Below are 25,175 nucleotides of genomic sequence, written 5' to 3'. Positions count from 1 at the left end.
AAGAAAGTGAGTTTTTTATGCAGTATAAAACAATTTTATTTGATTTAGATGGAACTATTACAGATTCTGGTGAAGGGATCATTCATTCTGTCGTTTACGCATTAAAGAAAATGAATTTAAAGGTACCGCCTCACACAGAACTATACTCCTTTATTGGCCCACCTTTAAATGATACATTTAAAAAGCAATACCATTTAGATGATCAAGCAACCGAACAAGCGGTAAACTATTATCGAGACTACTATCAAGCAACAGGAATGTACGAAAATTATGTATATACTGGTATTCCAGAATTGTTAACAGCACTGAAAAACGCCGGATGTACACTGTATATCGCAACGTCAAAACCTGAGATCTATGCAAAACAAATCTTAACTCATTTTGAACTTAACCATTATTTTGAGAAGATTTACGGAGCTAGCTTAGACGGAGAACGCTCAAAAAAAGGCGATGTCATTCGTTATGCACTAAAAGAAGCGAAACTCACTCATCATGAAGAAATACTAATGATCGGTGACCGCAGTCACGACATAGTTGGTGCAAAAGAAAATGATTTAGCTTGTATTGGTGTATTGTATGGATTTGGTGATTGGACAGAGTTAGCGGCGGCTGGGGCAGATTATATTGTTAACACACCTGAAGAAATCAGAAAATTAATTATTAATTAAAAAGAGCTGTTTGCTTATTTTAGGCAAATAGCTCTTTTACTTATTTATTCAGGGAGTTGGTCATAAGCGAGTTGATTGATAATTTTTTTGTGAGCAGGATAAAGGGGCAATAACTGTTTTTTTGTAAACAATTCAAAGTCTTGATAGTCAAATCCAGGGGAAACCATGCAGCTTACTAGGGCAAACTCACTATGCTCCTCAACACTGGAGCCGAAGATCACATTTTTAGGAACAACTGCCTGCAATACTTCTCCGTTTTCCAAATCAGTCCCTAAACGAATAATTTCATATTGGCCATCTGGATGGAGCAAATGAACACTCAATGCAGAACCAGAATGATAATACCAAACTTCATCAGAAAGTAAACGATGGAAATGAGAAGGATTTTCTTGTGTCAATAAAAAATAGATACTTGTATAGTAAGGGCGCGTTTTATCGGCTGAGACTTGCAGTGAGTCTTCCGAATGTAAAACTTGTTTAAAATAACCACCCTCTGGATGGGGGTCTAACTTAAGTTGTGAAATCCAGTAAGTCTGATCTTTTTTCATAACGATTCCTCCAAGTAAATGTCATTATTTTGTTCAAGATAGTAAAATGAACGCTAGTCAATTCTATTATAACGCAACTGTTTCGTTTAGTGTTCCGTTTATACGAATAGAGTTTATTAGCTTTTAATTAGTAATCTGATGCAAAAAAAGAGCTATTCTCAAATGTTTTAACGAAATCCTCATAAATTGATAAAAGAAAGCCTTTTCTTTAGGTATAATTAAGTTCAATAAATCACATGAAGGAGAGTCTTATGAGCAAAATAAAAACAGTCATTGTAGGAGCAAATCATGCTGGAATCGCTGCAGCAAACACATTGTTGGATACGTATCCAGATCAAGAAGTTGTGATGATCGACCGAAATACCAACCTTAGTTACTTAGGATGCGGGACAGCGCTATGGGTAGGTCGCCAAATTGAGTCATACGAAAATCTATTTTATACGAATAAAGAAGCGTTTGAAGCAAAAGGCGCTAAAATTTACATGGAAACAACCGTTGAACGCATTGATTTTGATCAAAAAATCGTTCATTGTAAAAAACATAATGGCGAAGAATTTACCGAAACCTATGACAAATTGATCTTAGCGACAGGTTCAGCACCAATCAATCCTACTATTCCAGGCAGAGATTTGAAAAATGTTGAGTTCTTAAAACTTTTTCAGGACGGCCAAACAGTCGATGCTGCGATGGCAAAAGAAGAAGTCAAAACAGTTGCCGTCATCGGAGCGGGCTACATTGGTGTTGAGATTGCAGAAGCCGCTAAACGTCGGGGGAAGAATGTTCTATTATTTGATGCAGCCGAAAGATGTTTGCCGAATTACTATGACAAATGGTTTACTGATGACATGGACAATGTTTTAGCTGATAATGGCATCGAGCTACACTATAATGAGTTAGCAAAAGAATATAAAGGCACAGAAAAAGTTGAATCTATCGTGACAGATAAAGGCGAATATGCTGTAGATCTAGTCATCAATGCGATTGGTTTTAGACCTAATAATGGCTTAGGCAAAGATCATTTAGAATTATTTGCTAATGGAGCATATCTAGTCGATCTTCATCAGCAAACAAGTGATCCTAGTGTATACGCAGTCGGTGATTGTTCAACGATTTTTTCAAATGCAGTACAAGAAACAACGTATATTGCTTTAGCAACGAATGCTGTTCGTTCAGGGATCGTTGCAGCGCATAATGTTGGTGGTACACCACTAGAATCGATTGGTGTCCAAGGCTCAAATGGAATTTCAATTTTTGGCTATCATATGGTTTCTACTGGTTTAACAGTGCAAGAATCCAAAAAATTAGGCTTGAAAACAAAATATACTGAATTTGAAGACTTACAAAAACCAGGATTCATGAAAGAAAATAACAAAGTAAAAATCAGAATCGTTTATGAAGAAGAATCACGTCGCATTGTTGGGGCACAAATGGCTTCATATGAAGATATTTCGATGGGGATCCATATGTTCTCACTTGCAATTGAAGAAAAAGTAACGATCGATAAACTTAAATTACTAGATATTTTCTTCTTACCACATTTTAACCAACCATATAACTATATTACAATGGCGGCACTTAGCGCTGAGTAATCAGGGAAAACATGGGCTGAGACGTAAGATCTCAGCTCTTTTTATTCAATTAAATATAAAACAAATCTTACAAGTTAGTGTCTTTTCTCTAAAAAAGTTTAAATTTAAAAAGCTTTCATGTATAATAGTTAAAGTTAAAGAAGATACATAGAGAAAGTAAGGAGGATTTGTTTTGGCAGAAGATAACCAAAATAATCAAGATCATTCCAATTCTTCATTCAAAGATCAGGTCTTGCGTTCTTTGCGAGGAGAAGAAATAGGCAATGATGATTCAGCTTCTTCTGAACACAATGCTCAGAACTTATCACAGCATAATGAAGCAGAATATAATAGAACATATCGTTCTCAAGCTAATGATCAAGAAGAATCAGTAAAACTAGATGAGGAGATGCATTCAGTAGGCTCGCGCAGTGCTGATCATCATTCTAAACGAGTGGAACCGACAGAGGCAGGCGGACAACCAGAATCAAGTAACAGTACTCAAAACAATGAGAATGATAATGGCAACAAACGAACTAGAAAAAGAGAAGATCGAATCGTTAGTCGAATCGTATTGATAGTGGCTTCAGTTTTAATATTAGTCATTGCGATTTTTGGTTTTACTTTTTATAAATATGTTAATGCAGGCTTACAGCCGCTTGACAAAAAAAATTCCAAACTGGTTCAAGTGCATATTCCAGAAGATTCGTCTAATAAAAAAATCGCAAATATTTTAGAAGACAGTAAAGTAATTAAAAGTGGTCTAGTATTCAACTACTATGCAAAATTTAAAAACTTAACTGATTTTCAAGCAGGTTATTACCAAATGGCACCGGATATGACGTTGGATGAGATTGGGGCACTTTTAAGAGAAGGTGGAACTGCTGAACCTACACAGCTTGCTGATGGAAAAGTTACGATTCCTGAAGGTTTTGATATTGATAAGATCGGCGATGCAATTGAGAAAAACACCGATTTCAAGAAAACTCAATTCATAGAACTGATGCAGGATCAAGCTTTCTTTGATAAGATGAAGGAAAAGTATCCTGAACTATTAACAAGTGCAGCTGAAGCGAGCGGCGTTCGTTACCGTTTGGAAGGCTACTTATTCCCAGCGACTTATGATTACTATAAAGAAGCAAAATTAGAAGATTTTGTTGATCAAATGATTGCAAAAACAAGTAGCGTGATCGAACCTTACATCCCGATGATCCATGCTAAAGGGATGACGATCCAGCAAGTTTTAACATTAGCTTCCTTAGTCGAAAAAGAAGGCGTGAAAGAAGAAGACCGCAAAAAAATTGCTCAAGTTTTCTTTAACCGAATTGCAGCAAATATGCCGTTGCAATCAGATATCTCTATTTTATACGCACTAGGCGAGCACAAAGAATTAGTGACATATAAAGATTTAGAAGTAGACTCACCTTACAATCTCTATAAAAATACTGGATATGGTCCTGGACCATTTAACAGTCCTAGCGAGCAAGCAATCAATGCTGTTTTAAATCCAATTGCCAATGATTATCTATACTTTGTAGCGGACATTTCAACAGGTGATGTATATTTTGCAGAAACATATGAACAACATCAAGAATTTGTAGATAAATATGTTAATAAAACAGAAAAAAGTGAATAGCCTTTAGTTTTGCGTATTATATTACGAGCCAACCTATAAATTAGGCGGCTCGTTTCGCTTTACTATGGAAACCCAGGATGGAATACTAAAATACAGGCAAAGGACAGACTGTAAAAAAATTCTAGTAGATTTATAAAAACTAAGGGAATATTATTTACAATTTGCTTAAAGCGTGGTACTCTTTTCTGGATTGAAAGCGGAATTTTTCAATGAAAATGAAATAAAATATTGTAGTAAGTTAAGAAGGAGAAATTAACATGGTAGAAAAAGTATTTCCTATGACACTTGAAGGAAAAGAAAAATTAGAACAAGAATTAGAAGAACTAAAAACAGTTAAACGAAAAGAAATCGTTGAACGTATAAAAATTGCAAGAAGCTTTGGTGATCTATCTGAAAACTCTGAGTATGAGTCGGCTAAAGATGAACAAGCTTTTGTAGAAGGACGTATCACAACATTAGAAAATATGATTCGCTTTGCGCAGATCATTGATAATGGCGGCGTTGATTCAGACGAAGTTTCAATCGGTAAAACAGTCACATTTATTGAATTACCTGATGGAGATGAAGAAGAATATACGATTGTTGGGAGTGCGGAAGCAGATCCTTTTTCTGGTAAAATTTCAAATGACTCACCGATTGCCCAAGCGTTGATTGGCAAACGCTTGAATGACCAAGTTGCAATCGCAACTCCTGGTGGAGATATGCAAGTAAGAATTACAAAAGTTGGCTAACAAAGCAGTTGATAAAAACAAAGGGCAGGACAAAGCTACCATTAGTTTTGACTTGCCCTTTAAACCTTAATAAATAGCGGGATATACCGTTTACTTTATTAAAAATTAGGGCTAAAGTCCTATAGTAAAATGGGGCTTTAGCAACTAACATTAATAGGGGAATCAAGGTATACTGATTTCATAGGAAGGGGGATTATCATATGAAGAACCCATGGCGTTTTTTTATCGTAGTAGAATCATTACTTTTTATATTGGCATTATGGCAAATTATACATAACCCAGGTCTGGCAGTACTGTTAGTATTGGGTATCTTGAGTGCTGTTTATGCACTAAAAAAGGTTCATCGTAGTAATTTTAATAATTTTCAACTTGTATTGGGGATTATCTTGATTTTAATTGGAGTCATGAATAGTCCTGCATTTTGGTTGATGCTAGTCTTTGGTGTTTTATTTATTGGCTTAAAGGGGGTAGAAATCGCGGGTGTTGACATTACACAACGTGCACCATGGAGAAAGAAGCAAATGATCATGGTAGAAACGACTAATGTTGAACCTAAAAGCGGTCGTCGTTTCAAACGTTCGTGGTTCGCGAATGAACGTATTGGCAGTAACGTGTATGAATGGGATGATATCAATATTGATGTCCTTTCTGGCGATACGATTGTTGATTTAGGCAACACATTACTCCCTAAAGATGACAGCATCATTATTATTCGCAAAGGCTTCGGTCGTACAAGGATTTTAGTTCCACTAGGAGTTGCAGTGATGTTAGAACATTCAACGTTCTATGGAAATGTTAATTTTGAAGAAGAAAAATATCATTTGAAAAATGAGTCATTAAAGGTTTATAGCAATGATTTTGATACGAATAACCGTCGCCTGAAAATCATTACAAATACGTTAGTCGGAGACCTTGAGGTGATTCGCGTATGATGGGTAAAATTTCTCGACAGATGCTCTCTTTGTATGCTGCTTGCAGTACGTTTATCGTGGTTTTACTGACACTATTTTCTTATTTTCATTCGATCAAACAGAAAAACTGGATATTGGAATTAATTCAAAGGAAAGTATTTTACATTCCTTTGATTTTCCACATGATTTTGATTTCACTTTTGGTTGGATTATCGACCTTTTTACTCGTATCTATTGTACAAAAGGCACAATATGGTAGAATTGAAGAAAAACTTAGATTGTTGGCAAGAGGTAGCTATGAAAGTCCGGCAATTGCCAAAAGTGTAGCGCATGCTAGTAATGATCAGTATATTGGTGAAGTCGACCAAGATATTTTGAAAATCAGAACGAAATTATTAGAAATGTCCAAGGAACTGCAATTATTGAATAGCCGTCCTCAAATAATGGATGGAGAGACCAAGGAAGAAATTTTAGAAGCAGAACGACATCGTTTGGCAAGGGAGCTACATGATTCTGTTAGTCAGCAACTATTTGCTGCGATGATGATGTTGTCTGCCTTAAATGAGCAAGCGCAGCGTAGTGAAACACCTGAGCTATTCCGCAAGCAATTAGTCACCGTTACAGATATTATCAATGCTTCGCAATCTGAGATGCGCGCATTATTGCTTCATTTACGTCCAGTAAGCTTAGAAGGCAAAAGCTTGCGTAAAGGGATCGAGCAATTATTGAAAGAATTGCAAACAAAAATTAAAATCGAACTAACTTGGGATGTTGAAGATGTTCATTTGAATAATAGCATTGAAGATCACTTATTTAGAATCGTTCAAGAGCTGTTGTCCAACACGCTTCGCCACGCTAAAGCGAAGGAACTCGAAGTCTACCTTCATCAAGTCGACAAAAATGTTCTACTACGTTTAGTTGATGATGGTGTTGGTTTTGATATGAATGAACAAGATAATAAAGCCGGAAGTTACGGCTTGAAAAATATTCGTGAGCGAGTAGCTGGTATGGGCGGTATCGTTAAGATCATTAGTTTTAAAGGACAAGGAACAAGTGTTGAAATCAAAGTACCTGTAATAAAGGAGGACATAGCAAGTGATCAAAGTAATGTTAGTGGATGACCATGAAATGGTACGATTAGGCGTATCCTCTTATTTATCGATTCAAGAAGATATTGAAGTAGTTGGGGAAGCTGAAAATGGTCAAATTGGTTATGAAAAAGCGTTAGAACTTCGACCAGATGTGATTTTAATGGATCTCGTCATGGATGTCATGGATGGAATAGAGTCGACCAAAGCGATTTTAAAAGACTGGCCACAAGCTCGTATTATAATTGTGACAAGCTTTATTGACGATGAAAAAGTTTATCCGGCAATTGAAGCTGGAGCAGCGGGCTACTTATTGAAGACTTCAACCGCACATGAGATTGCGAATGCCATTCGAGCTATTGCTAGAGGAGAACGTGTTTTAGAACCCGAAGTCACAACAAAAATGATGGAACGGTTGACGAAAAAACAAGAACCTGTTTTACATGAAGATTTGACGAATCGTGAACATGAGATATTGATGTTGATTGCTAAAGGGCGTAGTAATCAAGAAATCGCAGATGAATTGTTTATTACGTTAAAAACAGTTAAGACACATGTGTCAAATATTTTAGCAAAACTAGATGTTGAAGACCGCACACAGGCGGCTATTTATGCGTTTCAGCATGGATTAGCAAAATAGAAAAATGAACCTTGTGGATGAGATAAACTGTACACGTTTGTCTTGTTCACCTTTTTTTATATGAACATGTGGTTCATTACTTCAATAGAAAACTAGTCTGTTTCTGTTCAATTGTTTATCGGTTTGTTATACTTAACTTAAATTTAATTCAATGCTAGGAGAAGTAAAGATGAAGCAAAATTTTGCGATTATTGGTCTAGGAAGATTTGGTGGCAGTATTTGTCAAACGTTGATCGAGTCAGGTCAAGAAGTTTTGGCTATTGATAGTAGTGAAGATCGAGTCAATGAATATATGAATATCGCAACGCATGCAGTCGTGGCGAATGCACAAGATGAAGCAACTTTGCGATCTTTAGGAATTCGTAATTTTGATCATGTTGTTGTAGCGATTGGTGAGGACATCCAAGCCAGTATTTTGGTAACGTTGATGGTCAAAGAAATGGGTGTACCAAATGTTTTAGCGAAAGCTGTTAATGAATACCATGCAAGAGTATTAGAAAAAATAGGGGCTGATCTAGTAGTCCATCCTGAACGGGATATGGGGATCAGAGTTGCGCATAAATTAGTTTCCAGAAATATTTTAGATTATATCGAATTATCAAATGAAGTATCATTAGCAGAAGTTCGTGTCTCAAATCCAAAATTTTATGGCAAAACCTTGGGAGATTTGAATTTTCGTCAGCGGTTTGGTTTGACGGTCGTAGCGATTAGACGTTCAAAATCTGAAGTAATTGCCTCTCCAGCAGCAGAAGAGATGGTCAGAGAAAATGATAATTTATTAGTTGTTGGTGAAACAGATGATGTCGACCTATTGGATGAAAAAATGAATGAGTAAGCTCAAGCACTTTATTCTCTGAATAGCAGACTCTATGCTAAAATGACAAGTGTGGTATGCAGGACAGTCGCAACTGGAAAATAAACGATGATTTTATCTTTTTTTAGAGACTAGATGAACCTGCTATGCTTTTATGTTAGGAGGAAAGTAACAATGAAATTAACGATTACACCGCGTGCACAACAATGGTTTAAAGAAGAAGTAGGCGTTACTTCAGATAGTGGTATTCGCTTTTATGGTAAAATTTACGGTAAAACAGATGTTCATGAAGGTTTTTCGATAGCGATGTCGGTAGAAGCACCAGATCAGCCGTTAGTTAAGGAAGAGATCGATGGGATCACTTACTTTATTGAAGAGACAGATGATTGGTTTTTTAAAGGCTATGATTTATTAGTGGATTATGATGAAGAGAAAGACGAACCCAAATATAAATTTGCTGAAAATAAAGAGGATTTAAAACAATAGATCATCTAGAGTAAAAAGGTTAGGATAGAAACATTTAGTTCCGATAAATAAGCCAGCATTCACAAAAAATGTTCTTCCAACTTTTGTGAGTGCTGGCTTATTTATGAAGCCTTTACCCTGACATGTTTCATGCGTAGAAGTTAAGGAAATCGAAACGAAGTGTAATGGCTTCTTCTTCTTCTCAATCAGCTAAAGTAGTTGTTTTTTCTGTATATTTTTGATGCAAAGTGTCAATAAGTCCGACTTGATAATCTAATGCGGGAGACAATGGGATGATTTGGAAGTTACCATTTTGTTTTATTTTATCAGGTAATAAAAGCTTCGACGCTGCTATATAAAAATCGTATTTTTCATTTGAAGTCGAAGAAACAAATGAGACAGAAATAAATGAAATCTGTTCTAAAAAAACATAAAGAGATTGTAGAAAAATAGCATTGGGTGACAGAATGATCCCGACAGTCAACTGATATTTCGGATTGCTTCGTTCATAATAAGGTAATAATAAAAATGAACAAATATAGACTAAATCTTCTATACAATTGCTTATCCAGGCAAACTCTGGAAGCAAAATAATTTCTTTTAAAAACCCTCTAACTTTTTTTGCAAGAGGAGTATACAAAGGATTCTGCTCTTTGATGTATGTTTCCATAAAGTTGATAGACAGCGGTAGTGAGTCTTTTAAGACAGAATGATTGAGACACGTTGTAAAAATATTGATATTCAACAATTCTTTTTCATGAGTAGAAAGTCTTCTCTCTGAAAATAAAGGTTGATAAAAAACTTCAAAGCGTTCGATCAAACTACCTAAAGGTTGCTGTTCACTACTCATATACTCTTTTACATAGTTGATTCTAGGATCATCCGCATAAAAATAAATATTCCAATAAAACATCATAAATGAAAGAAATGTCGTTTCTCGTTCGATAAAATGTTGAGGAACGTTTAAATTCTCTAGTTTTTTTATAAAGGATTTACTTGTTTTTGGGAAGACTAGTTGTTTAAATGGAGGTTCAATAATGAAATGCTTTTTTTGAATTCGTAATTGAGAAATGGTCGTTAGTAAGTACCATTCTCGAGGTTCTGTGTAGGTCATCCATTGATGATCTTCAGGGTCGAATAAATCAAAGCCTCTTTTGGTTTCATCAAGTGCTAAAAAGAGATCTTCCCCATAAGATGCGATCCAAAAGAAATTCAAATAAACAATTTGAATCAAGTTTTCTTTTCCAGTCATCTGAACCTTTGAGCAATTTAATTGTATGTCAAAATCTTTCAAATAATTGATCAATGGTTGAAGCCTACGAATAATAGAAGCACGACTAATGAAGTGATCTCTTTAAAAGTGTTCGATTGTATAACTTTTTTCTAAAATAGTTGCAAGTAAAAATCGGTAAGGTAAACTTTTACGAAATAAAAACTGTGAATACGGAATATCCCGTAATTTTGATAGATCAATATGTACTTTTCCTTGATCGGTTAGTAACTCCATCCCTTGCTTTTCCATAAGATCATTATGGATTTCAGCAAATAAAGAATTTAAACGAGCGTAGGAAAAATCTGTGAATTGTTCAAAATAATGAACACTGTATGTACCATCTGCAGTAACTAATAATTGATTAAAAACACTGATCTTGCGCTGCGCAACATCATCTAACAAAATGTCTTCTAGCATATGTAGTCTCCTTTGAGTAATAAATTATTAAAAGTTATATAATTCACAAAAAAAGATATATTTTGGGTGAAAAATTATTTACTCTCTATATAATACCCATTTAAACTGTTAATTACAATTAGAAATTAAAAAAAAACAAAAATGTAATAATTATTTAAAGTTGCATTAATATTTAATATCAATCTTCGTGTGCTTTATATTATAGGGTTTGTGTTTGTTTTTATTTCGTATAATTAAAAAATATGTGTTATTTATACTCCTAAAATTTGTTTTTTTAGCTGTCTTTTTAAGAGAGATAGTTAATTAGAATGAATCGATTTATGCGCATTTTTTTTATTAATCTGTCATAGATGTATGTTATAATCAACAAAGAATATTTTTTGGAGGAAAATTCATGCTATCGATTATCGTTCCTTGTTATAACGAAGAGGAGTCAATTCCATTATTTTTTGCTGAAGTGGAAAAAGTAAATTCACAAATTCAACATGAGATAGAATACATATTTATTAACGATGGGTCGAAAGACCAAACATTAAATACATTGAGAAAATTATACAAAGAGTATCCTGAAAAAGTTCGTTATCTTTCTTTTTCCAGAAATTTTGGGAAAGAGGCGGGGTTGTATGCAGGGTTAAAGGAAGCCAAGGGTAGCCTAGTCACGGTTATGGATGTTGACTTGCAAGATCCTCCAGAATTATTACCCCAAATGATCCAGATGCTAGAGGTAAATAAGGAATTAGACTGCATTGGTACAAGACGGGGTGACCGAGAAGGGGAGCCTGCGATTCGTAGCTTTTTTGCTAAGCTGTTTTATCGATTAGTCAATAAGATTGGCGAAACAGAGATGGTTGACGGGGCTAGAGATTTTCGTCTAATGACGCGTCAAATGGTAGATGCAATTTTAGAATTGACTGAGTATAATCGGTTTTCAAAAGGAATTTTTAGTTGGGTTGGTTTTAATACGGAATATCTTTCTTATGAGAATCGTGAACGGGTAGCTGGAGCAACCTCGTGGTCTTTTTGGAGCTTGCTAAGTTATTCGATTGATGGGATTGTCAATTTTTCAGAGGCGCCGTTAAATTTAGCCTCTTACGTAGGTGCTTTTTCGTGTATGGGGTCAGTCATTGCGATGTTTATTATTTTCTTTAGAACAATTATCGAAGGGGACCCAACCAGTGGATGGCCGTCAATGGTTTGTATTATTTTGTTTGTTGGTGGATTACAGTTACTTTGCCTAGGGATTATTGGGAAATATATTGGCAAAATTTTCTTGGAAACGAAAAAACGTCCGATTTATCTTGTAAAGGAAACGGAAAAAGATCAACAACAATAAATAAGATGAGGTTGGGACAGGAGTGTTTAACCCTGAGAACCAAGTAGGTACTGTGCAACATCAGCTCGTACCTCTCTGTGTTTTACAGCAATAAGAAGGAATTCACGGAAATTGCCAAGAATCACAGTGAGTTTACGAACTGATGATGATTGGTACCTACTCGGTGCTCTTTAAATTTTTGTGACCAGGTAGGTACTGTGCAACATCAACTCGTTCCTCGTTGTGTTTTACAGCAATTTCAGCTTATTTCCGAAGCCTTCAAATCTTAGTGCTTTAGCACTTAGAGTTTGATGTGATCGAAGCGGAGGCCTTTAACTCTAGCATGTTTCATGCGTAGAAGTTAATGAGATCGAAACGAAGTGTAGTGTAGGGGTTGCTTCTGCATCTACGGTTCTCGTTTCACTCCGATCCTCGAAGCATGGAGGACCGTTTGCTCCCACCGTTTATTCGCATTTAGGGTGTGTAACAAAAGTGTTTTCCTACTTTTGTCCCACACCCATCTTTTATTTTAAGTTCAGTATCCTTGATTTAATGTTATGGCATTTTTGGCTAAAGTACCATCTTTTAGATAGTGCTTAAGGTTTTGAACAAAAATGCTTAATAATTTAGCTTTAAAATCAGGTGTTAAACCTGAAATGTGAGGAGTAATCAATACGTTTTCCATAGTCCATAATGGGCTGTTTTCAGGTAACGGCTCCTCTTCAAAAACATCTAGCGCGGCAAAACTAAGCTGTTCCGTAACTAATGCATGGATCAAGTCGTTTGTATTAACGGAAGGACCACGCCCAACATTGACAAAGACTGTTCCACGCTTCATTGCAAGAAACATCTGCTCATTATATAATTGATAAGTTTCGTCAGTTAAAGGTAGGATATTCACAACGATGTCCATCTCGTTAATGATTCGGCTCATATTTTTATGGGAGTAACACTCGATAAAGCCATCTGTTACATGACCTGAAGTATTGATTCCATAAGTTTGTATCCCCAGACCTTGTGCAAAAGCCGCAAGTTGTTGGCCAATATGTCCAGTTCCGACGATGAGCATTTTTTGTGTAGAGAGTTGTTTATAAGAAATGTTTTGCCTTGTCCAACTTTTTTTAGATTGATTACCGATGCTGGTACGGATACCACGAAACTCAGCAAATAACACACCTAAAACGTGTTCTGAAATAGAAACGCTGTGGATACCGCTAGCATTAGATAATAAAATATTTTTTTCGGCAAAACGATTTAGATCATAAGTGTCTACACCAGCTGAAATTGATTGTACCCATTTTAAACGACTCGTCTCTGATGCTAACAGCCGAGAGCCCAGTTCTTTATCCCAGCCTAGCATGATTTCAATATCATCTTCAACCAGTTTTGTTGATTCTCTTTTGGCATCAATAATGGTGTAATCAGAAGCATTCTGCCGGATTGTTTCCACGTGTTCTTCTTTTAGTTGTTCATAAAGATAGATTATTGGTTGTCCCATGTTGATTCCTCCTCGCTAATCCATTGTAACAAAAATTACTTCAAACAAAAAAAGATTGAACTATAACCGTTTCAATCTTTTTTATATGATGACTAATTATATTTTTTCTCCCCGAGCATATGCAGCTGCTAGGATATCAACTTCTTTTTTTAATTCATCTACCATGATTTCTTCAGGAACGGTTCTAATGATCTTCCCTTTTTTGAAAAGCATGCCTTTTCCATTTCCACCAGCAATACCAATATCCGCTTCGCGAGCCTCACCGGGTCCGTTAACAGCACAGCCTAGAACGGCCACTTTGATAGGTGCTTTGATTTTTTCGATATACTCTTCAATCTCATTTGCAATTGGAATTAAATCGATCTCAATTCGTCCACACGTTGGGCAAGAAATTAAGGTTGCTGCATTACTGGCTAAACCGAAAGCTTTTAGCACCTCTTTTGCCACTTTTATTTCTTCTACAGGGTCAGCAGACAAGGATACACGACAAGTGTTTCCGATACCACGAGAAAGCAGTGCGCCAAGTCCAGCAGCAGATTTCATTCCACCAGAGAACTTTGTTCCTGCTTCAGTGATCCCTAAGTGCAGTGGGTAATCAAATGTTTGAGAAGCCAGAGTATAAGCATCGATTGCTAAATTAACATCACTAGCTTTTAGTGAGACAATAATATCATAAAATTCTAGATCTTCAAGTATTTTAATATGTTCCACAGCACTGGCAACCATAGCTTCCGCCGTCGGATAGCCATATTGTTGCAAAAATTTCTTTTCTAATGAGCCGGCATTGACACCGATTCTAATAGGGATACCTTTGGCTTTACATGCTGTAACAACTTTTTCTACACGATCCTTGCGTCCGATGTTTCCTGGGTTGATCCGGATTTTATCAACACCTTGTTCAATTGCTTTTAATGCTAAACGATAGTCAAAATGAATATCAGCAACCAAAGGAATCGAAATCTGCTGTTTGATTGTACCTAACGCATCAGCGGCAGCTTCATCTGGAACGGCTACACGAACGATCTGACAGCCCGCTTCTTCCAAGCGTTTGATTTGAGCGACAGTTCCTTCAACGTCATGTGTTTTGGTCGTACACATGCTTTGAATAAACAGTTCATCACTGCCACCAATAGTTAAATCGCCAAGCTTCACTTGACGTGTATTTTTACGATGGGTCAATTCTCCCATAATTACTTCTCTCCTTAATGACTGTTTTATTTATTTGGGGTCGTACTTTGAACTTGAGCATGATTCATGATTTATCTTATCATATAATTCCAAGCGTGAAAATGTAAGAAATGTTTAAGTTTACGTTAAATACATCTGCTTGAGCGCTAAGCTAAAGGAGGTGTTTGTCGCTCTTCGTTTCGAAGAGCAAAAAAGAAAATCAATAAAGAAGCGAAAACGATCAAAAAACTGTCATCAAAGGATTGGTTGATAAAATGAAGAACACTACTAATTATTACAGGTAATGTTGCACTATAAGTCGTGATCTTCAAGCAATCTATAAAGCGTAACTTGTACAGGCGAATCTTGCTATAAAGATTTGCTCCAATAGTGATCATAAGTAAATTAATGATCAGGTTGATGAAAGTTGGATATAAAGTGAAAACAAAAACGATTAGCTTTATCCAAAAAGGGACACTAGCTTCATCCAAACCCTGTTTTAAATCTTGACTATTTAAACCATCTAATGCTCCTTTAGCGTAAGGAACTTCAAATTGATTAGCACCTAATAATGAATCAGCAGCACCTGAGTTTGGTAAAGCGATGACAAATTCATCTTGTAAAAACCCTAAACTCACTGCATTGCCAACCGAATCAGCTGTAACGTCACTAAGCGTACGCTTTCCATCTGGATCAAAAGTAAAAATGATTGAATTTGTTTGGTAAATGAAACCTTCAGCATTACTTGCTGCGTACAACTTGCCGTTTGTAATTTCGAATTCAGGTAGTTTTGCAGCGATTTTTTGTCCATCATTTTTTATGTCTTGCATAATAGAGAAAATTTGTTTTGTTATTGGCAGAGCAAGAATGATACTTAGGAAAACAACATATAAAATCACTTTCCAAAAAGGCATTTTTTTTGCTTGATTGAGATCTGTTATCTGAAATAATGAGCGTTTAAATAGAGTAAATGAGTTCATAATTTTTCTCCTGACTTCAAATTAAGTATACACGTCATTTTAAAGGAGATACCGAGGAAAAACAAGTTTACTCGATTATTGTAAGCAATTACTTTGAAGGTTGCCATAAAATCTGTTATGCTATAAATGTATGAAAATATATACTTAATTATGGAGGGATTTTTTTATGACTTACACTTTACCAGATCTACCTTATGCTTATGATGCATTGGAACCTCATATTGATGTAGAAACAATGCATTTACACCATGACAAACACCACAACACTTATGTGACGAACTTAAATGCAGCAATCGACAAACACCCTGAACTAGGAACTAAATCAGTAGAAGAGTTGATCGCAGATATGGATAGTATCCCTGAAGATATTCGTACAGCAGTGCGTAATAACGGCGGCGGACATGCTAATCATTCATTCTTCTGGGAAATTATGGCGCCAAACGCTGGTGGCGCACCAACTGGGGAAATTAAAGATGCAATCGATGCCGCTTTTGGCAGTTTCGATAAATTAAAAGAAGAATTTAAAACAGCTGCAACTGGCCGCTTCGGTTCAGGTTGGGCATGGTTAGTTTTAACTAACGGTAAATTAGAAGTTACTTCAACTCCAAACCAAGATTCACCTTTAATGGATGGTAAAACACCTGTTTTAGGTTTAGATGTTTGGGAACATGCTTACTATCTAAATTACAAAAACGTACGTCCAGATTATATCGATGCATTCTGGAATCTTGTTAATTGGGATGAAGTTAACAAACGTTACGCAGCAGCAAAATAAGGTTAAAAAATATAACTTTTAGAAACTTTTTGAGGAAAACAGTAAAATACACTGTTTTCCTCTTTTTGTTTGTGGCATACTAATAGTTAGGAATAATAAAAATTATGATAGAAGAAAGTGAAGGAGTTTTAGTATGAATATATCGATGCAAAAAGTTCATGGATCTGAAAATGATTTCTTTTTAATAGACGAGACGCAATTAGAACGTCCCTTTACTGATCAAGAAATCAATGAATTGCGGCTGAGTCTATGTGATCGACAAACGGGCTTGCTTAATGGAGCGGATGGCTTGTTACTTGTGGAAGATGTAATCGGTAGTGAGTCACTGGCTAAGATGCGTGTGATCAATAGTGACGGAAGTGAAGCAAGCATGTGTGGTAACGGTCTACGAACGGTAGCTAGGTATTTAGCTGAGAAGTATGATCAAGAATCTTTTACTGTGGAAACAATGTTTGCAGATCTTAAAGTGCGCAGAGCAGCAAATCTGGCTGAAAAAATAGCAACCTATCAAGTCGAAATTTCACCTGTTCGTTTTGAAGCTGAAGCGATTCCCATGAGAACTAAAAATAATACGATCATCAATGAAGTGATTTCAGAATTATCCAGTGATCTAAAATTTTCCGTGGTAGCAGTACCTAATCCTCATTTAATCGCATTTGTAGATCATCAAACGCTTATGGGAGATGAATTTGAACGAATAGCAACTTATGTAAATGGCGATAACCCGATTTTTTCTGACGGCATCAACGTAAGCTTTGTAGAGGTTTTAGGAGAAAATAGTATTTTTGTTCGGACTTTTGAACGTGGTGTTGGTTTTACTAGTGCTTGTGGAACCGCCATGTGTGCAAGCAGCTTAATGTATGTATTACTGTATGAAGGAGAGTTTGGAGAGACTATAACTGTTAAAAATACCGGTGGTATGGTAAAAACGGTGGTACATGAAGAAAATTCAGATGGTTATTGGATGGAATTGATTGGAAACGCAACGATCACACATCAATTATCGGGTACATTATCTGATCTCACAACAGCTCACTTTGAAAAGGTGAACGTAAAAGAAACAACTGAACAAGCAGATTACGAAGTATTTTTAAAATCTATAAAATAAATAATCGACAAATATAGAGGGTTGGTATGTCCGAAATATAAAAAGTTCGTTATTTAGGTATGCTTAAAAGGAGTGTAGTAGTGTTAAAATTTGAAGGGTTTGGTAGAGATAGAGCAAAAAAGATTATTTACATAAGTGTGATCATTGGTTCTGTTAGCATCTGTTTTTTAGGTATAAGGTCTAATATGGAGCAAGAATATCAACGAAAAGTAGACTATGCAAAGTCAACAATAAAAAACGAAACTGCGAAGGTCAAACGGATAGATAAGCAGATCCAGCAATTGTATCAAAATGACCAAGAAGAATTTTTAATGGAATCAATTGATGAGGAGACAGTCAAAAATATTGAAAAAGATATCCGCACTTTGAAAACAGAAGCTGTAGACTTTGGGTTGAAAGAAAAGGATTTTTCCAATGAGTTTATGGAAGTGCTTCAAGGTGAAAAAGAACTATCAACTAAAATGACAGACATTGAACATAAAAGAGCCATACAAAAAAAAATAGGCGAGCACATGGTGGAAGCCCCTGTTGATTGGTCAGTAAGTAGTCCTGATGACATTGTGATTAAAGAAACGGCATCGAATGCAGTTATTTTACAAATTCACAATGAGATAACTAAAAGTGAAAGTGGTTGGGATAAAGCAATGGTTGCTTGTCTAAATGAGATGGAAGCTCAGGTAAAGCAATATACTGAATTAAAACAATCGATCACTGCAATGAGCCAGGATGGTGTATTGACAAGTAGTGCGACGATGGAAAATTTCCTTCTCGCTATTAGTCAGCTGGAGCTAATTAAAAATGAAACCTTGAAGCAAGAGCTATCTGATCAAATCGATATGATTGATGGTCTTCTGGAAAAACAAGCGCTTGGTGTAATAGCGACGACTGGTCAAGAGGAAGTTCTACCAAGTGAAGAATATAACAATGGTTAAAATGTAATTATCAATTATTTGGAGAATTCTGCAAATAATTGATAGCGGTTCTTGACATATGACCTTGTAGTTGGTTCATTTAGAATTTATAATTATTTATATGGAGTTAATTGGAGGAAGAAATGGAAGAGACAATCAGTTTACAAGAATTAATCGGAGTATTAAAAAAACATATTGGTTTGATTATTGTTAGTATGTTCTTAGGGTTAGGCGTTGCTGGAATATTAACCTATTTTGTGATTACACCTAAATATAGCTCTCAGGCGCAATTAATCGTCCGATTACCACAAAATGAAACAACCAACGTCAATGATATTAATGGAAACTTGCAAATGATCAACACATATAAAGATTTGATCAAAAGTGATACCGTTATGACTGAAGTACAGCAGCGAATGAAAACGGAGCAAGACAATGATTTGTCTGTTGAAGCTTTAAAAGCCAGCGTCTCAGTGAATCAATCGCAAAATTCACAGATGTTTTCAATTGTGTCTAAAGTAACGGATCCGCTTGTAGCCCAAAATATCGCGAATCAAACGGCTTTAGTTTTCCAAGAGCAGGCAAAAGATATGCTAAATGTTGATAAGATTACGATCATATCTGCAGCCACAGCAAACATGAATCAAGTTTCACCCAATGATAAAATCAACCTGCTGATTGGCTTGGCTGTTGGTGTCATGTTTGGTATAGCATTAGCCTTTATTTTAGAACTATTTGATAAAACAATCAAAGATGATCGCTTTGTAGAAGAAGATCTCGGATTCATTATCTTAGGTGTTGTCCCTAATATGACTGCTAAGGAATTGAACGCAAAATTAACTCGTACTCCATCAACAGTCGAGAAATTTGCTAGTGAGTCTAGAACCATAAATAGAGAAATACCTAGAACTACAGAAAAAACAAATAGCAAACCAGATGCTTCTACACCACCAATCCGTAGAAGTCGTCCTAGAGTTTAAAGGAGTATGGAATGGCAAATATAGTGAGAGCTCAAAAAAAACAGAAAACAAAGGCAGTGAGTTTAATTACTTTAGCTGATAAATCATCACCAATTTCAGAACAGTATCGAACGATTCGTACGAATATCCAATATGCTATGGTGGATAGAGATTTGAAAACCTTAGTAATTACTTCGTCTGGTCCAAGTGAAGGGAAATCAACAACCTCTGCTAATTTGGCTATTGTGTTTGCCAATTCAGGTAAACGAGTCTTATTAGTAGATGCAGATATGCGTAAACCTACAGTAGCGAAAACATTCTCACTAGATAATGCGCGTGGGCTAAGTACCTTATTAGGTAGCCGAGAAACCGTCTTGCATCAAGTTATCCAGAATTCTGGAGTAGACAATTTATTTTTATTGACGAGTGGACCAAAACCACCCAATCCTTCAGAATTATTAGATTCGAGAAGAATGAAAGAGCTTATTCAAGAATTGAAACTGCAATATGATTTGGTAATTTTTGATATGCCACCAGTTGTAGCTGTTACAGATGCACAGATTGTAGCATCCAAAACAGATGGGACGATTTTGGTAGTTCGTGAAAATGTCTCAAAGAGAGATTCATTATTAAAAGCCAAAAGTCTATTGGAATTAGTGGATGCAAATATTCTTGGTGTAGTATACAATGGCTCAAAAAATATAGAAGATCAAGGCTACTATTATGGTTCATAATAATTGATGAGAGAGGAAAAAAGCTAATGATTGATCTGCATTGCCACATATTGCCGGGAATTGATGATGGGGCTAAAACAATGGACGATTCACTTGATATGGCAAGGATGGCTGTTAAACAAGGAATTACACATATTTTGTGTACACCTCATCATAATAATGGAAAATATGATAATCCTGCTAGTCAGGTAATTACCCAAGTGGCAGGATTGCAGGGAGAATTAGATCAACGAAATATACCTCTTACCTTGTATGAAGGTCAAGAGGTACGGATCAGTGGCGATATAGTAGAGCAAATCCAAAAAGCAGATATTTTATTTGCGGATCTTGCGAATCGCTACATTTTAATTGAGTTTCCTAGTCATGATATTCCTGCTTATACAGAACCATTATTTTTTAAATTGTTAGAAGCAGGCCATATCCCGGTAATCGTCCATCCGGAACGGAATAGTCGATTTATTGAAGAGCCAAATAGATTGTTGCCGTTTTTAGAAATGGGTGTGTTGACACAATTGACAGCGCCTAGTTATGTTGGTGTTTTTGGCAAACAGATTGAGCGTACAGCAAAGCAAATGGTCGCTCATAACATGGTCTATATGATGGCTTCTGATGCTCACAATATTGAAAAGCGTGGTTTTTTTATGGAAAAAGCCTTTAAAGCAATCGAAAAAGACATGGGAAAGGAACATGTTCAATTGATGCAGCAGATGGCAAAAGATATTTTGAATGGAGATGATGTTCAAAGACCGGAATTTACGGAGATTAAAAAGAAAAAATTTGGTTTGTTTTAGAAAGAGTGGGTTAACGGAATGACAAGAAGGACAAAAGTGTTGGTACTATTGTTGGTTGATTCGCTAATTATATTGTTAGCGAACATATTTTCATATTTCTACTTAATATCGTACGTTAAAATTACATATGCTTTTTTGATTAAAGCGTTTATTGTACAACTTGTTTTATATATAACTTTTGGATTCATTTTAAAAGTCTTTACTCGAATAAATCGTTATACAAACCTCAGTGAGATGAGTGCCATTTTTGGAACAACTAGTATAACGTGCGTTCTTGAATTTATTGTTTTATCTGTGACAGATAAGTTTTATGGGCACCGGTTTATTTTATTAACGTATCTAGTTACTACGTTTTTTATTATTTCAAGTCGCTTAAGCTGGCGTTTGATAATTGAATATCAAAATAAAAATGCCTCATTGAACTCTACTGCAAAAAAAACGTTGATTGTTGGTGCTGGAGAAGCAGGACGAATATTATTAAATAGTTTAGTTAATTCTACAACGAACGGAGACATTGACGTTGTTGGGTTTATTGATGATGCGCAAGATAAGTATCATACATATCTTGCAGGTGTACGTGTGTTGGGGAAAATAGATGAGATTCCTGACATTGTAAAGGATTATCAAATTGAAATGATAACGATCGCAATTCCTTCTATTCAGCCAAAAGAATTGCAAAGAATTTTAGAGGTAATTACTCCTATAGGGCTTCCTATCAATTCTATGCCAGCGCTTGAAGAAGTTGCTTCTGGCAATATTACGATATCCAGATTAAAAAAAATCGATGTTGTTGATTTGTTAGGACGTGAAGAAGTTAAATTAGACATGATCCAACTAACAGACCAACTAACTGAGAAAATAATCTTAGTTACTGGTGCAGGAGGTTCTATTGGTTCAGAAATTTGCCGTCAAATAATGAAATTCTCTCCGAAACAATTATTGATTTTGGGACATGGAGAAAATTCTATTTACCTTATTGAGAGAGAATTAAGGCGGATTTTTTGTGCACAAGAAACAGAAATTATTTCTATTATTGCTGATATACAAGATAGAGAAAAAATGTTTCAAGTCGTAAAAAAATATCGTCCTGAGATTATTTATCATGCGGCTGCACATAAACATGTTCCTTTGATGGAGGGAAATCCAGCAGAAGCAGTAAAAAATAATGTATTTGGGACTAAAAATATTGCAGAAGCGGCGAAAGAATATAGTGTGGAAAATTTTGTGATGATTTCTACAGATAAAGCAGTAAACCCACCCAATGTAATGGGAGCAACTAAACGAATTGCTGAAATGTTTGTAACGGGTCTTAATGATGGGGGGGATACAAAATTTTGTGCAGTAAGATTTGGCAATGTCCTAGGAAGCCGTGGGAGCGTAATTCCTGTTTTTGAAGAACAAATTAGAGCAGGTGGTCCAATCACTGTTACAGATTTTCGTATGACTCGCTACTTTATGACGATACCGGAAGCTAGCCGTTTAGTGATTCAAGCTGGCGCATTAGCCCAGGGAGGTGAACTGTTTATCTTAGATATGGGGGAGCCTGTGAAAATTCATGAATTGGCCAAAAACATGATTAAGTTAAGTGGTTTCAGGGAAGATCAAATTGATATTATAGAAACTGGCATTCGCCCAGGTGAAAAGTTATACGAAGAATTATTAGTAAGTAAGGAAAAAAATACTGAGCAGGTATTTGATAAGATATTTCTTGGGAATGTTAAAGGGTTTGAATTTGAAAAAATAGTATCATTTGTTAACAGATTGTTACTGGATGAGCAGATTACAGCAAAAGAAGTAATAAAATTTGCGAATGAATCAAGTAAATAAAAGGAGATATTATGAGAAAGATACCATTTTCACCACCTGATATTACTGATAAAGAGATAGAAAGTGTAGTAGAAGTTCTTAAATCTGGATGGATTACTACAGGGCCTAAAACGAAGAAATTTGAAAAAGAGATTTCTGAGTATTGTGGGACTGAAAAAACCATTTGTATGAATTCTGCTACCTCTTGTATGGAAATGTGTTTGAGAATGTTAGGTGTTGGTCCCGGTGATGAAGTGATAACTTCTTCATACACATATACAGCATCGGCAAGTGTAATTGCTCATATCGGAGCGAAAATAGTTTTGGTTGATACTGAAAAGGATAGCTATCATCTATCTACAGAGTCACTTGAGAAAGCTATTTCGCCTAGAACAAAAGTTATTATCCCAGTTGATATTGCTGGAGTAATGTGTGACTATGATGAGCTTTTTAGAGTAGTTGAAGATAAGAAAAAATTATTTTCACCTAATAATGATATTCAAGCTATCTATGATCGTATAATTATACTTGCTGACGCAGCACATTCTTTTGGAGCAACTTATAAAGGAAGACAGTCAGGGGCGGTCGCAGATTTTACTAGCTTCTCTTTCCATGCAGTAAAAAATCTAACAACTGCTGAAGGTGGCGCCTTGACTTGGACATCTTTAGGCGAAGATTTCGATAATGAAGTATATAACACTTTGAATATGTTGACTTTACATGGTCAGACGAAAGATGCTTTTGCTAAAAATAAGTTAGGTTCATGGGAATATGATATTACAGAGCCTGCTTTTAAATGTAACATGACTGATATACAAGCGGCTTTGGGACTAGTTCAACTTGAAAGATATCCTGAGTTATTATCTAAAAGAAAAAAGTTAATTAAATTATATGAATTATCTTTAAAAGGTGTAGATAAAATAAATATATTATCACATTACAACAAAAAGTATACATCAAGTGGACATTTATTTCTTACTGGCGTCAGGGGTTCAAATGAGCAAAAAAGGAATCAAATCATCTTGGAGCTAGCTGAAAAAGGAATAGCAACAAATGTTCACTATAAACCATTACCTTTGCTAACCGCATATAAAAAAATGAACTTTAAAATGACTAATTATCCCAATGCATATAACATGTATAAATCAGAAATTACCTTACCGTTGAATACAAGAATGACTGAGGACGATATAGTTTATGTAGCTGAAAAATTAATTAATATTGCAGTAAGGAGATGAAAAAATGAAAAAAATTTTAGTATTAGGTGTTGCGGCTGTTCAATATGATGCAATTAAATTTATAAAAGAAACCTATCAAGATGTAGAAGTTCATGCTATTGCTATGAAAAATGACGGTATTGGTAGTATGGTTGCTGATATTTTTACAGAAATTAATATTATCAATATAGATGAGGTTGTTCAATATGTAATGGAGAATAACATTAATCTTATATATTCAGTAGGTTCAGATATAGCTATGCCAGTTGTCTCTAAAGTAAGTGAAATGACAGGTTTGCCACATTTTATTTCAAGTGAAGTCGCTCATAGGTGTAATAAAAAAGATTTGATGAGGTCATTTCTAGGGGAGTCGTTTAAAGGTAATATTAACTTTCAAGCTTTGAGTAATGTTGAAGAATTTAACTTTCAAATATTTGGTGAATATCCAATATTTTTGAAACCAGCTGACTCACAAGGTCAAAGAGGAGTAATTAAGATAAACAGTCATCAACAGTTGTTACAAGAATTTGAAAATACAAAAAGTTATTCTAGGTCTAATTTAGTGATAATTGAAAAGTATGTAGATGGACCAGAAATTTCAGTTAATGGTTACTTAGTAAATGGGGTTTTAAAGGCTTGTGAAATATCCGACAGAGTGACTTGGCAAAAGTTTGAAGGATTGATTCATAAACATATTTTACCAACACATTTCTCAGATGACATTTTTGAAAAAACAGCTAATTTACTTCAACGATCTGCTAGTAAAATGGGAATAATCAACGGTCCAGTGTATGCTCAGATGAAAGTGGAACAAGGGGAACCATACATCATAGAGATTACTCCTAGACTAGATGGTTGTCATATGTGGAATTTAATTTATCATACTAAAAAGTTTAATTTGTTAAAATTAACATTTGATCATCTATTATTTAATGACTTAAGTGAATTAGAAAATTACAATTTGGGATATGAAAAACAAATGACCTTGGAGTTCCTTTGTCAAGAACCGAATACTAAAGCAAAATATCCAGAAGATTTTGCGGATAAGAACACTTCTTTTAGATATTATAATGAAGGAGATATTATTCGACCCATCAATAATAGGTTTGAAAAAATTGCTTATAGAATATTCTAATTAGAAGTGTGGTGGAGAGAAAA

Annotated in this window: 25 protein-coding genes; 19 read left to right on the top strand and 6 right to left on the bottom strand. The window is 35.4% G+C overall.

Annotation, left to right across the window (positions count from 1 at the left end; all coding sequences use genetic code 11):
- Positions 1 to 17: 17 nt before the first annotated feature.
- Positions 18 to 668 (top strand): HAD family hydrolase, encoded by a 651-nt coding sequence (locus A5866_RS07565; RefSeq protein ID WP_086443924.1) that lies wholly within the window; start codon positions 18 to 20, stop codon positions 666 to 668.
- Between the two features lie 44 nt (positions 669 to 712).
- Here the strand turns inward: A5866_RS07565 and A5866_RS07560 are convergent, their stop codons facing one another.
- Positions 713 to 1,216: a cupin domain-containing protein gene (locus A5866_RS07560; protein ID WP_086278607.1), complete on the bottom strand. Its 504-nt coding sequence runs from the start codon at positions 1,214 to 1,216 to the stop codon at positions 713 to 715.
- Between the two features lie 251 nt (positions 1,217 to 1,467).
- Between A5866_RS07560 and nox the strand changes: the two genes are divergently transcribed.
- From nox to A5866_RS07520, 8 genes are all read left to right on the top strand, one after another.
- The gene (gene nox, locus A5866_RS07555; RefSeq protein WP_086278608.1) at positions 1,468 to 2,805 is read left to right on the top strand and encodes a H2O-forming NADH oxidase; all 1,338 of its coding nucleotides are present in this window, start codon (positions 1,468 to 1,470) and stop codon (positions 2,803 to 2,805) included.
- Between the two features lie 172 nt (positions 2,806 to 2,977).
- Complete coding sequence (gene mltG / locus A5866_RS07550) at positions 2,978 to 4,420, top strand: endolytic transglycosylase MltG (protein ID WP_086278609.1); 1,443 nt, start codon at positions 2,978 to 2,980, stop codon at positions 4,418 to 4,420.
- Between the two features lie 257 nt (positions 4,421 to 4,677).
- Positions 4,678 to 5,151, top strand: a complete 474-nt coding sequence (gene greA / locus A5866_RS07545) for a transcription elongation factor GreA (protein WP_086278610.1) — start codon at positions 4,678 to 4,680, stop codon at positions 5,149 to 5,151.
- A 200-nt stretch (positions 5,152 to 5,351) separates the two neighbouring features.
- Positions 5,352 to 6,083 carry a cell wall-active antibiotics response protein LiaF gene (gene liaF, locus A5866_RS07540; protein WP_086278611.1) on the top strand — a complete coding sequence of 244 codons (732 nt, stop codon included), beginning with the start codon at positions 5,352 to 5,354 and terminating at the stop codon, positions 6,081 to 6,083.
- Positions 6,080 to 7,183, top strand: coding sequence for a sensor histidine kinase (locus A5866_RS07535; RefSeq protein WP_086443925.1), 1,104 nt, complete (start codon positions 6,080 to 6,082; stop codon positions 7,181 to 7,183). The genes liaF and A5866_RS07535 overlap by 4 nt, the downstream gene beginning before the upstream one ends.
- Positions 7,158 to 7,790: a response regulator gene (locus A5866_RS07530; RefSeq protein WP_069639069.1), complete on the top strand. Its 633-nt coding sequence runs from the start codon at positions 7,158 to 7,160 to the stop codon at positions 7,788 to 7,790. The genes A5866_RS07535 and A5866_RS07530 overlap by 26 nt, the downstream gene beginning before the upstream one ends.
- A 169-nt stretch (positions 7,791 to 7,959) precedes the next feature.
- Complete coding sequence (locus A5866_RS07525; RefSeq protein WP_086443926.1) at positions 7,960 to 8,625, top strand: potassium channel family protein; 666 nt, start codon at positions 7,960 to 7,962, stop codon at positions 8,623 to 8,625.
- 153 nt (positions 8,626 to 8,778) lie between these two features.
- Positions 8,779 to 9,090 carry a HesB/YadR/YfhF family protein gene (locus A5866_RS07520; RefSeq protein ID WP_086278613.1) on the top strand — a complete coding sequence of 104 codons (312 nt, stop codon included), beginning with the start codon at positions 8,779 to 8,781 and terminating at the stop codon, positions 9,088 to 9,090.
- 181 nt (positions 9,091 to 9,271) lie between these two features.
- Here A5866_RS07520 and A5866_RS07515 read toward each other — a convergent pair whose 3' ends face one another.
- Positions 9,272 to 10,411 carry a helix-turn-helix domain-containing protein gene (locus A5866_RS07515; RefSeq protein ID WP_254907633.1) on the bottom strand — a complete coding sequence of 380 codons (1,140 nt, stop codon included), beginning with the start codon at positions 10,409 to 10,411 and terminating at the stop codon, positions 9,272 to 9,274.
- A gap of 12 nt (positions 10,412 to 10,423) precedes the next feature.
- Positions 10,424 to 10,759 carry a hypothetical protein gene (locus A5866_RS07510; protein ID WP_254907518.1) on the bottom strand — a complete coding sequence of 112 codons (336 nt, stop codon included), beginning with the start codon at positions 10,757 to 10,759 and terminating at the stop codon, positions 10,424 to 10,426.
- A 394-nt stretch (positions 10,760 to 11,153) separates the two neighbouring features.
- Between A5866_RS07510 and A5866_RS07505 the strand changes: the two genes are divergently transcribed.
- Positions 11,154 to 12,092, top strand: coding sequence for a glycosyltransferase family 2 protein (locus A5866_RS07505; protein ID WP_086443927.1), 939 nt, complete (start codon positions 11,154 to 11,156; stop codon positions 12,090 to 12,092).
- A 514-nt stretch (positions 12,093 to 12,606) separates the two neighbouring features.
- Here the strand turns inward: A5866_RS07505 and A5866_RS07500 are convergent.
- The 3 genes from A5866_RS07500 to A5866_RS07490 form a co-directional block, all read right to left on the bottom strand.
- On the bottom strand, positions 12,607 to 13,569 hold the full coding sequence (locus A5866_RS07500) for a phosphoglycerate dehydrogenase (protein ID WP_086443928.1): 963 nt from the start codon (positions 13,567 to 13,569) through the stop codon (positions 12,607 to 12,609).
- 96 nt (positions 13,570 to 13,665) lie between these two features.
- Positions 13,666 to 14,757 carry a flavodoxin-dependent (E)-4-hydroxy-3-methylbut-2-enyl-diphosphate synthase gene (gene ispG, locus A5866_RS07495; protein WP_086443929.1) on the bottom strand — a complete coding sequence of 364 codons (1,092 nt, stop codon included), beginning with the start codon at positions 14,755 to 14,757 and terminating at the stop codon, positions 13,666 to 13,668.
- Between the two features lie 146 nt (positions 14,758 to 14,903).
- Positions 14,904 to 15,716, bottom strand: a complete 813-nt coding sequence (locus A5866_RS07490; RefSeq protein ID WP_086278618.1) for a DUF1189 domain-containing protein — start codon at positions 15,714 to 15,716, stop codon at positions 14,904 to 14,906.
- Positions 15,717 to 15,882: 166 nt separating this feature from the next.
- Here A5866_RS07490 and A5866_RS07485 point away from each other — a divergent pair, with 166 nt between their 5' ends.
- The 9 genes from A5866_RS07485 to A5866_RS07445 all read left to right on the top strand — a co-directional run bounded on the left by A5866_RS07485 (position 15,883) and on the right by A5866_RS07445 (position 25,152).
- Positions 15,883 to 16,491 (top strand): superoxide dismutase, encoded by a 609-nt coding sequence (locus A5866_RS07485; RefSeq protein ID WP_086278619.1) that lies wholly within the window; start codon positions 15,883 to 15,885, stop codon positions 16,489 to 16,491.
- Positions 16,492 to 16,624: 133 nt separating this feature from the next.
- The gene (gene dapF, locus A5866_RS07480) at positions 16,625 to 17,599 is read left to right on the top strand and encodes a diaminopimelate epimerase (protein ID WP_086443930.1); all 975 of its coding nucleotides are present in this window, start codon (positions 16,625 to 16,627) and stop codon (positions 17,597 to 17,599) included.
- Between the two features lie 80 nt (positions 17,600 to 17,679).
- Complete coding sequence (locus tag A5866_RS07475; RefSeq protein WP_086443931.1) at positions 17,680 to 18,531, top strand: hypothetical protein; 852 nt, start codon at positions 17,680 to 17,682, stop codon at positions 18,529 to 18,531.
- A gap of 122 nt (positions 18,532 to 18,653) precedes the next feature.
- Entirely contained in the window at positions 18,654 to 19,490 is an 837-nt protein-coding gene (locus tag A5866_RS07470) for a YveK family protein (protein ID WP_086443932.1), read from the top strand.
- Between the two features lie 11 nt (positions 19,491 to 19,501).
- Positions 19,502 to 20,203, top strand: a complete 702-nt coding sequence (locus A5866_RS07465; protein ID WP_086278623.1) for a CpsD/CapB family tyrosine-protein kinase — start codon at positions 19,502 to 19,504, stop codon at positions 20,201 to 20,203.
- A gap of 26 nt (positions 20,204 to 20,229) precedes the next feature.
- A complete protein-coding gene (locus A5866_RS07460; protein WP_086443933.1) occupies positions 20,230 to 20,994 on the top strand; it encodes a tyrosine-protein phosphatase in 765 nt (254 codons plus the stop codon).
- Between the two features lie 18 nt (positions 20,995 to 21,012).
- Positions 21,013 to 22,821 (top strand): polysaccharide biosynthesis protein, encoded by a 1,809-nt coding sequence (locus A5866_RS07455; protein WP_086443934.1) that lies wholly within the window; start codon positions 21,013 to 21,015, stop codon positions 22,819 to 22,821.
- Between the two features lie 11 nt (positions 22,822 to 22,832).
- The gene (locus A5866_RS07450; protein ID WP_339099766.1) at positions 22,833 to 24,038 is read left to right on the top strand and encodes a DegT/DnrJ/EryC1/StrS family aminotransferase; all 1,206 of its coding nucleotides are present in this window, start codon (positions 22,833 to 22,835) and stop codon (positions 24,036 to 24,038) included.
- 4 nt (positions 24,039 to 24,042) lie between these two features.
- On the top strand, positions 24,043 to 25,152 hold the full coding sequence (locus A5866_RS07445; protein ID WP_339099765.1) for an ATP-grasp domain-containing protein: 1,110 nt from the start codon (positions 24,043 to 24,045) through the stop codon (positions 25,150 to 25,152).
- The last annotated feature ends 23 nt before the right edge of the window (positions 25,153 to 25,175 follow it).

This window comes from Enterococcus sp. 12C11_DIV0727, assembly GCF_002148425.2.
In the GTDB taxonomy this organism is placed as follows: Bacteria; Bacillota; Bacilli; order Lactobacillales; family Enterococcaceae; genus Enterococcus_L; species Enterococcus_L lemimoniae.
The sequence above is the reverse complement of the archived record's forward strand: the minus strand, read 5'-3'. Positions and strand labels throughout refer to the sequence as shown.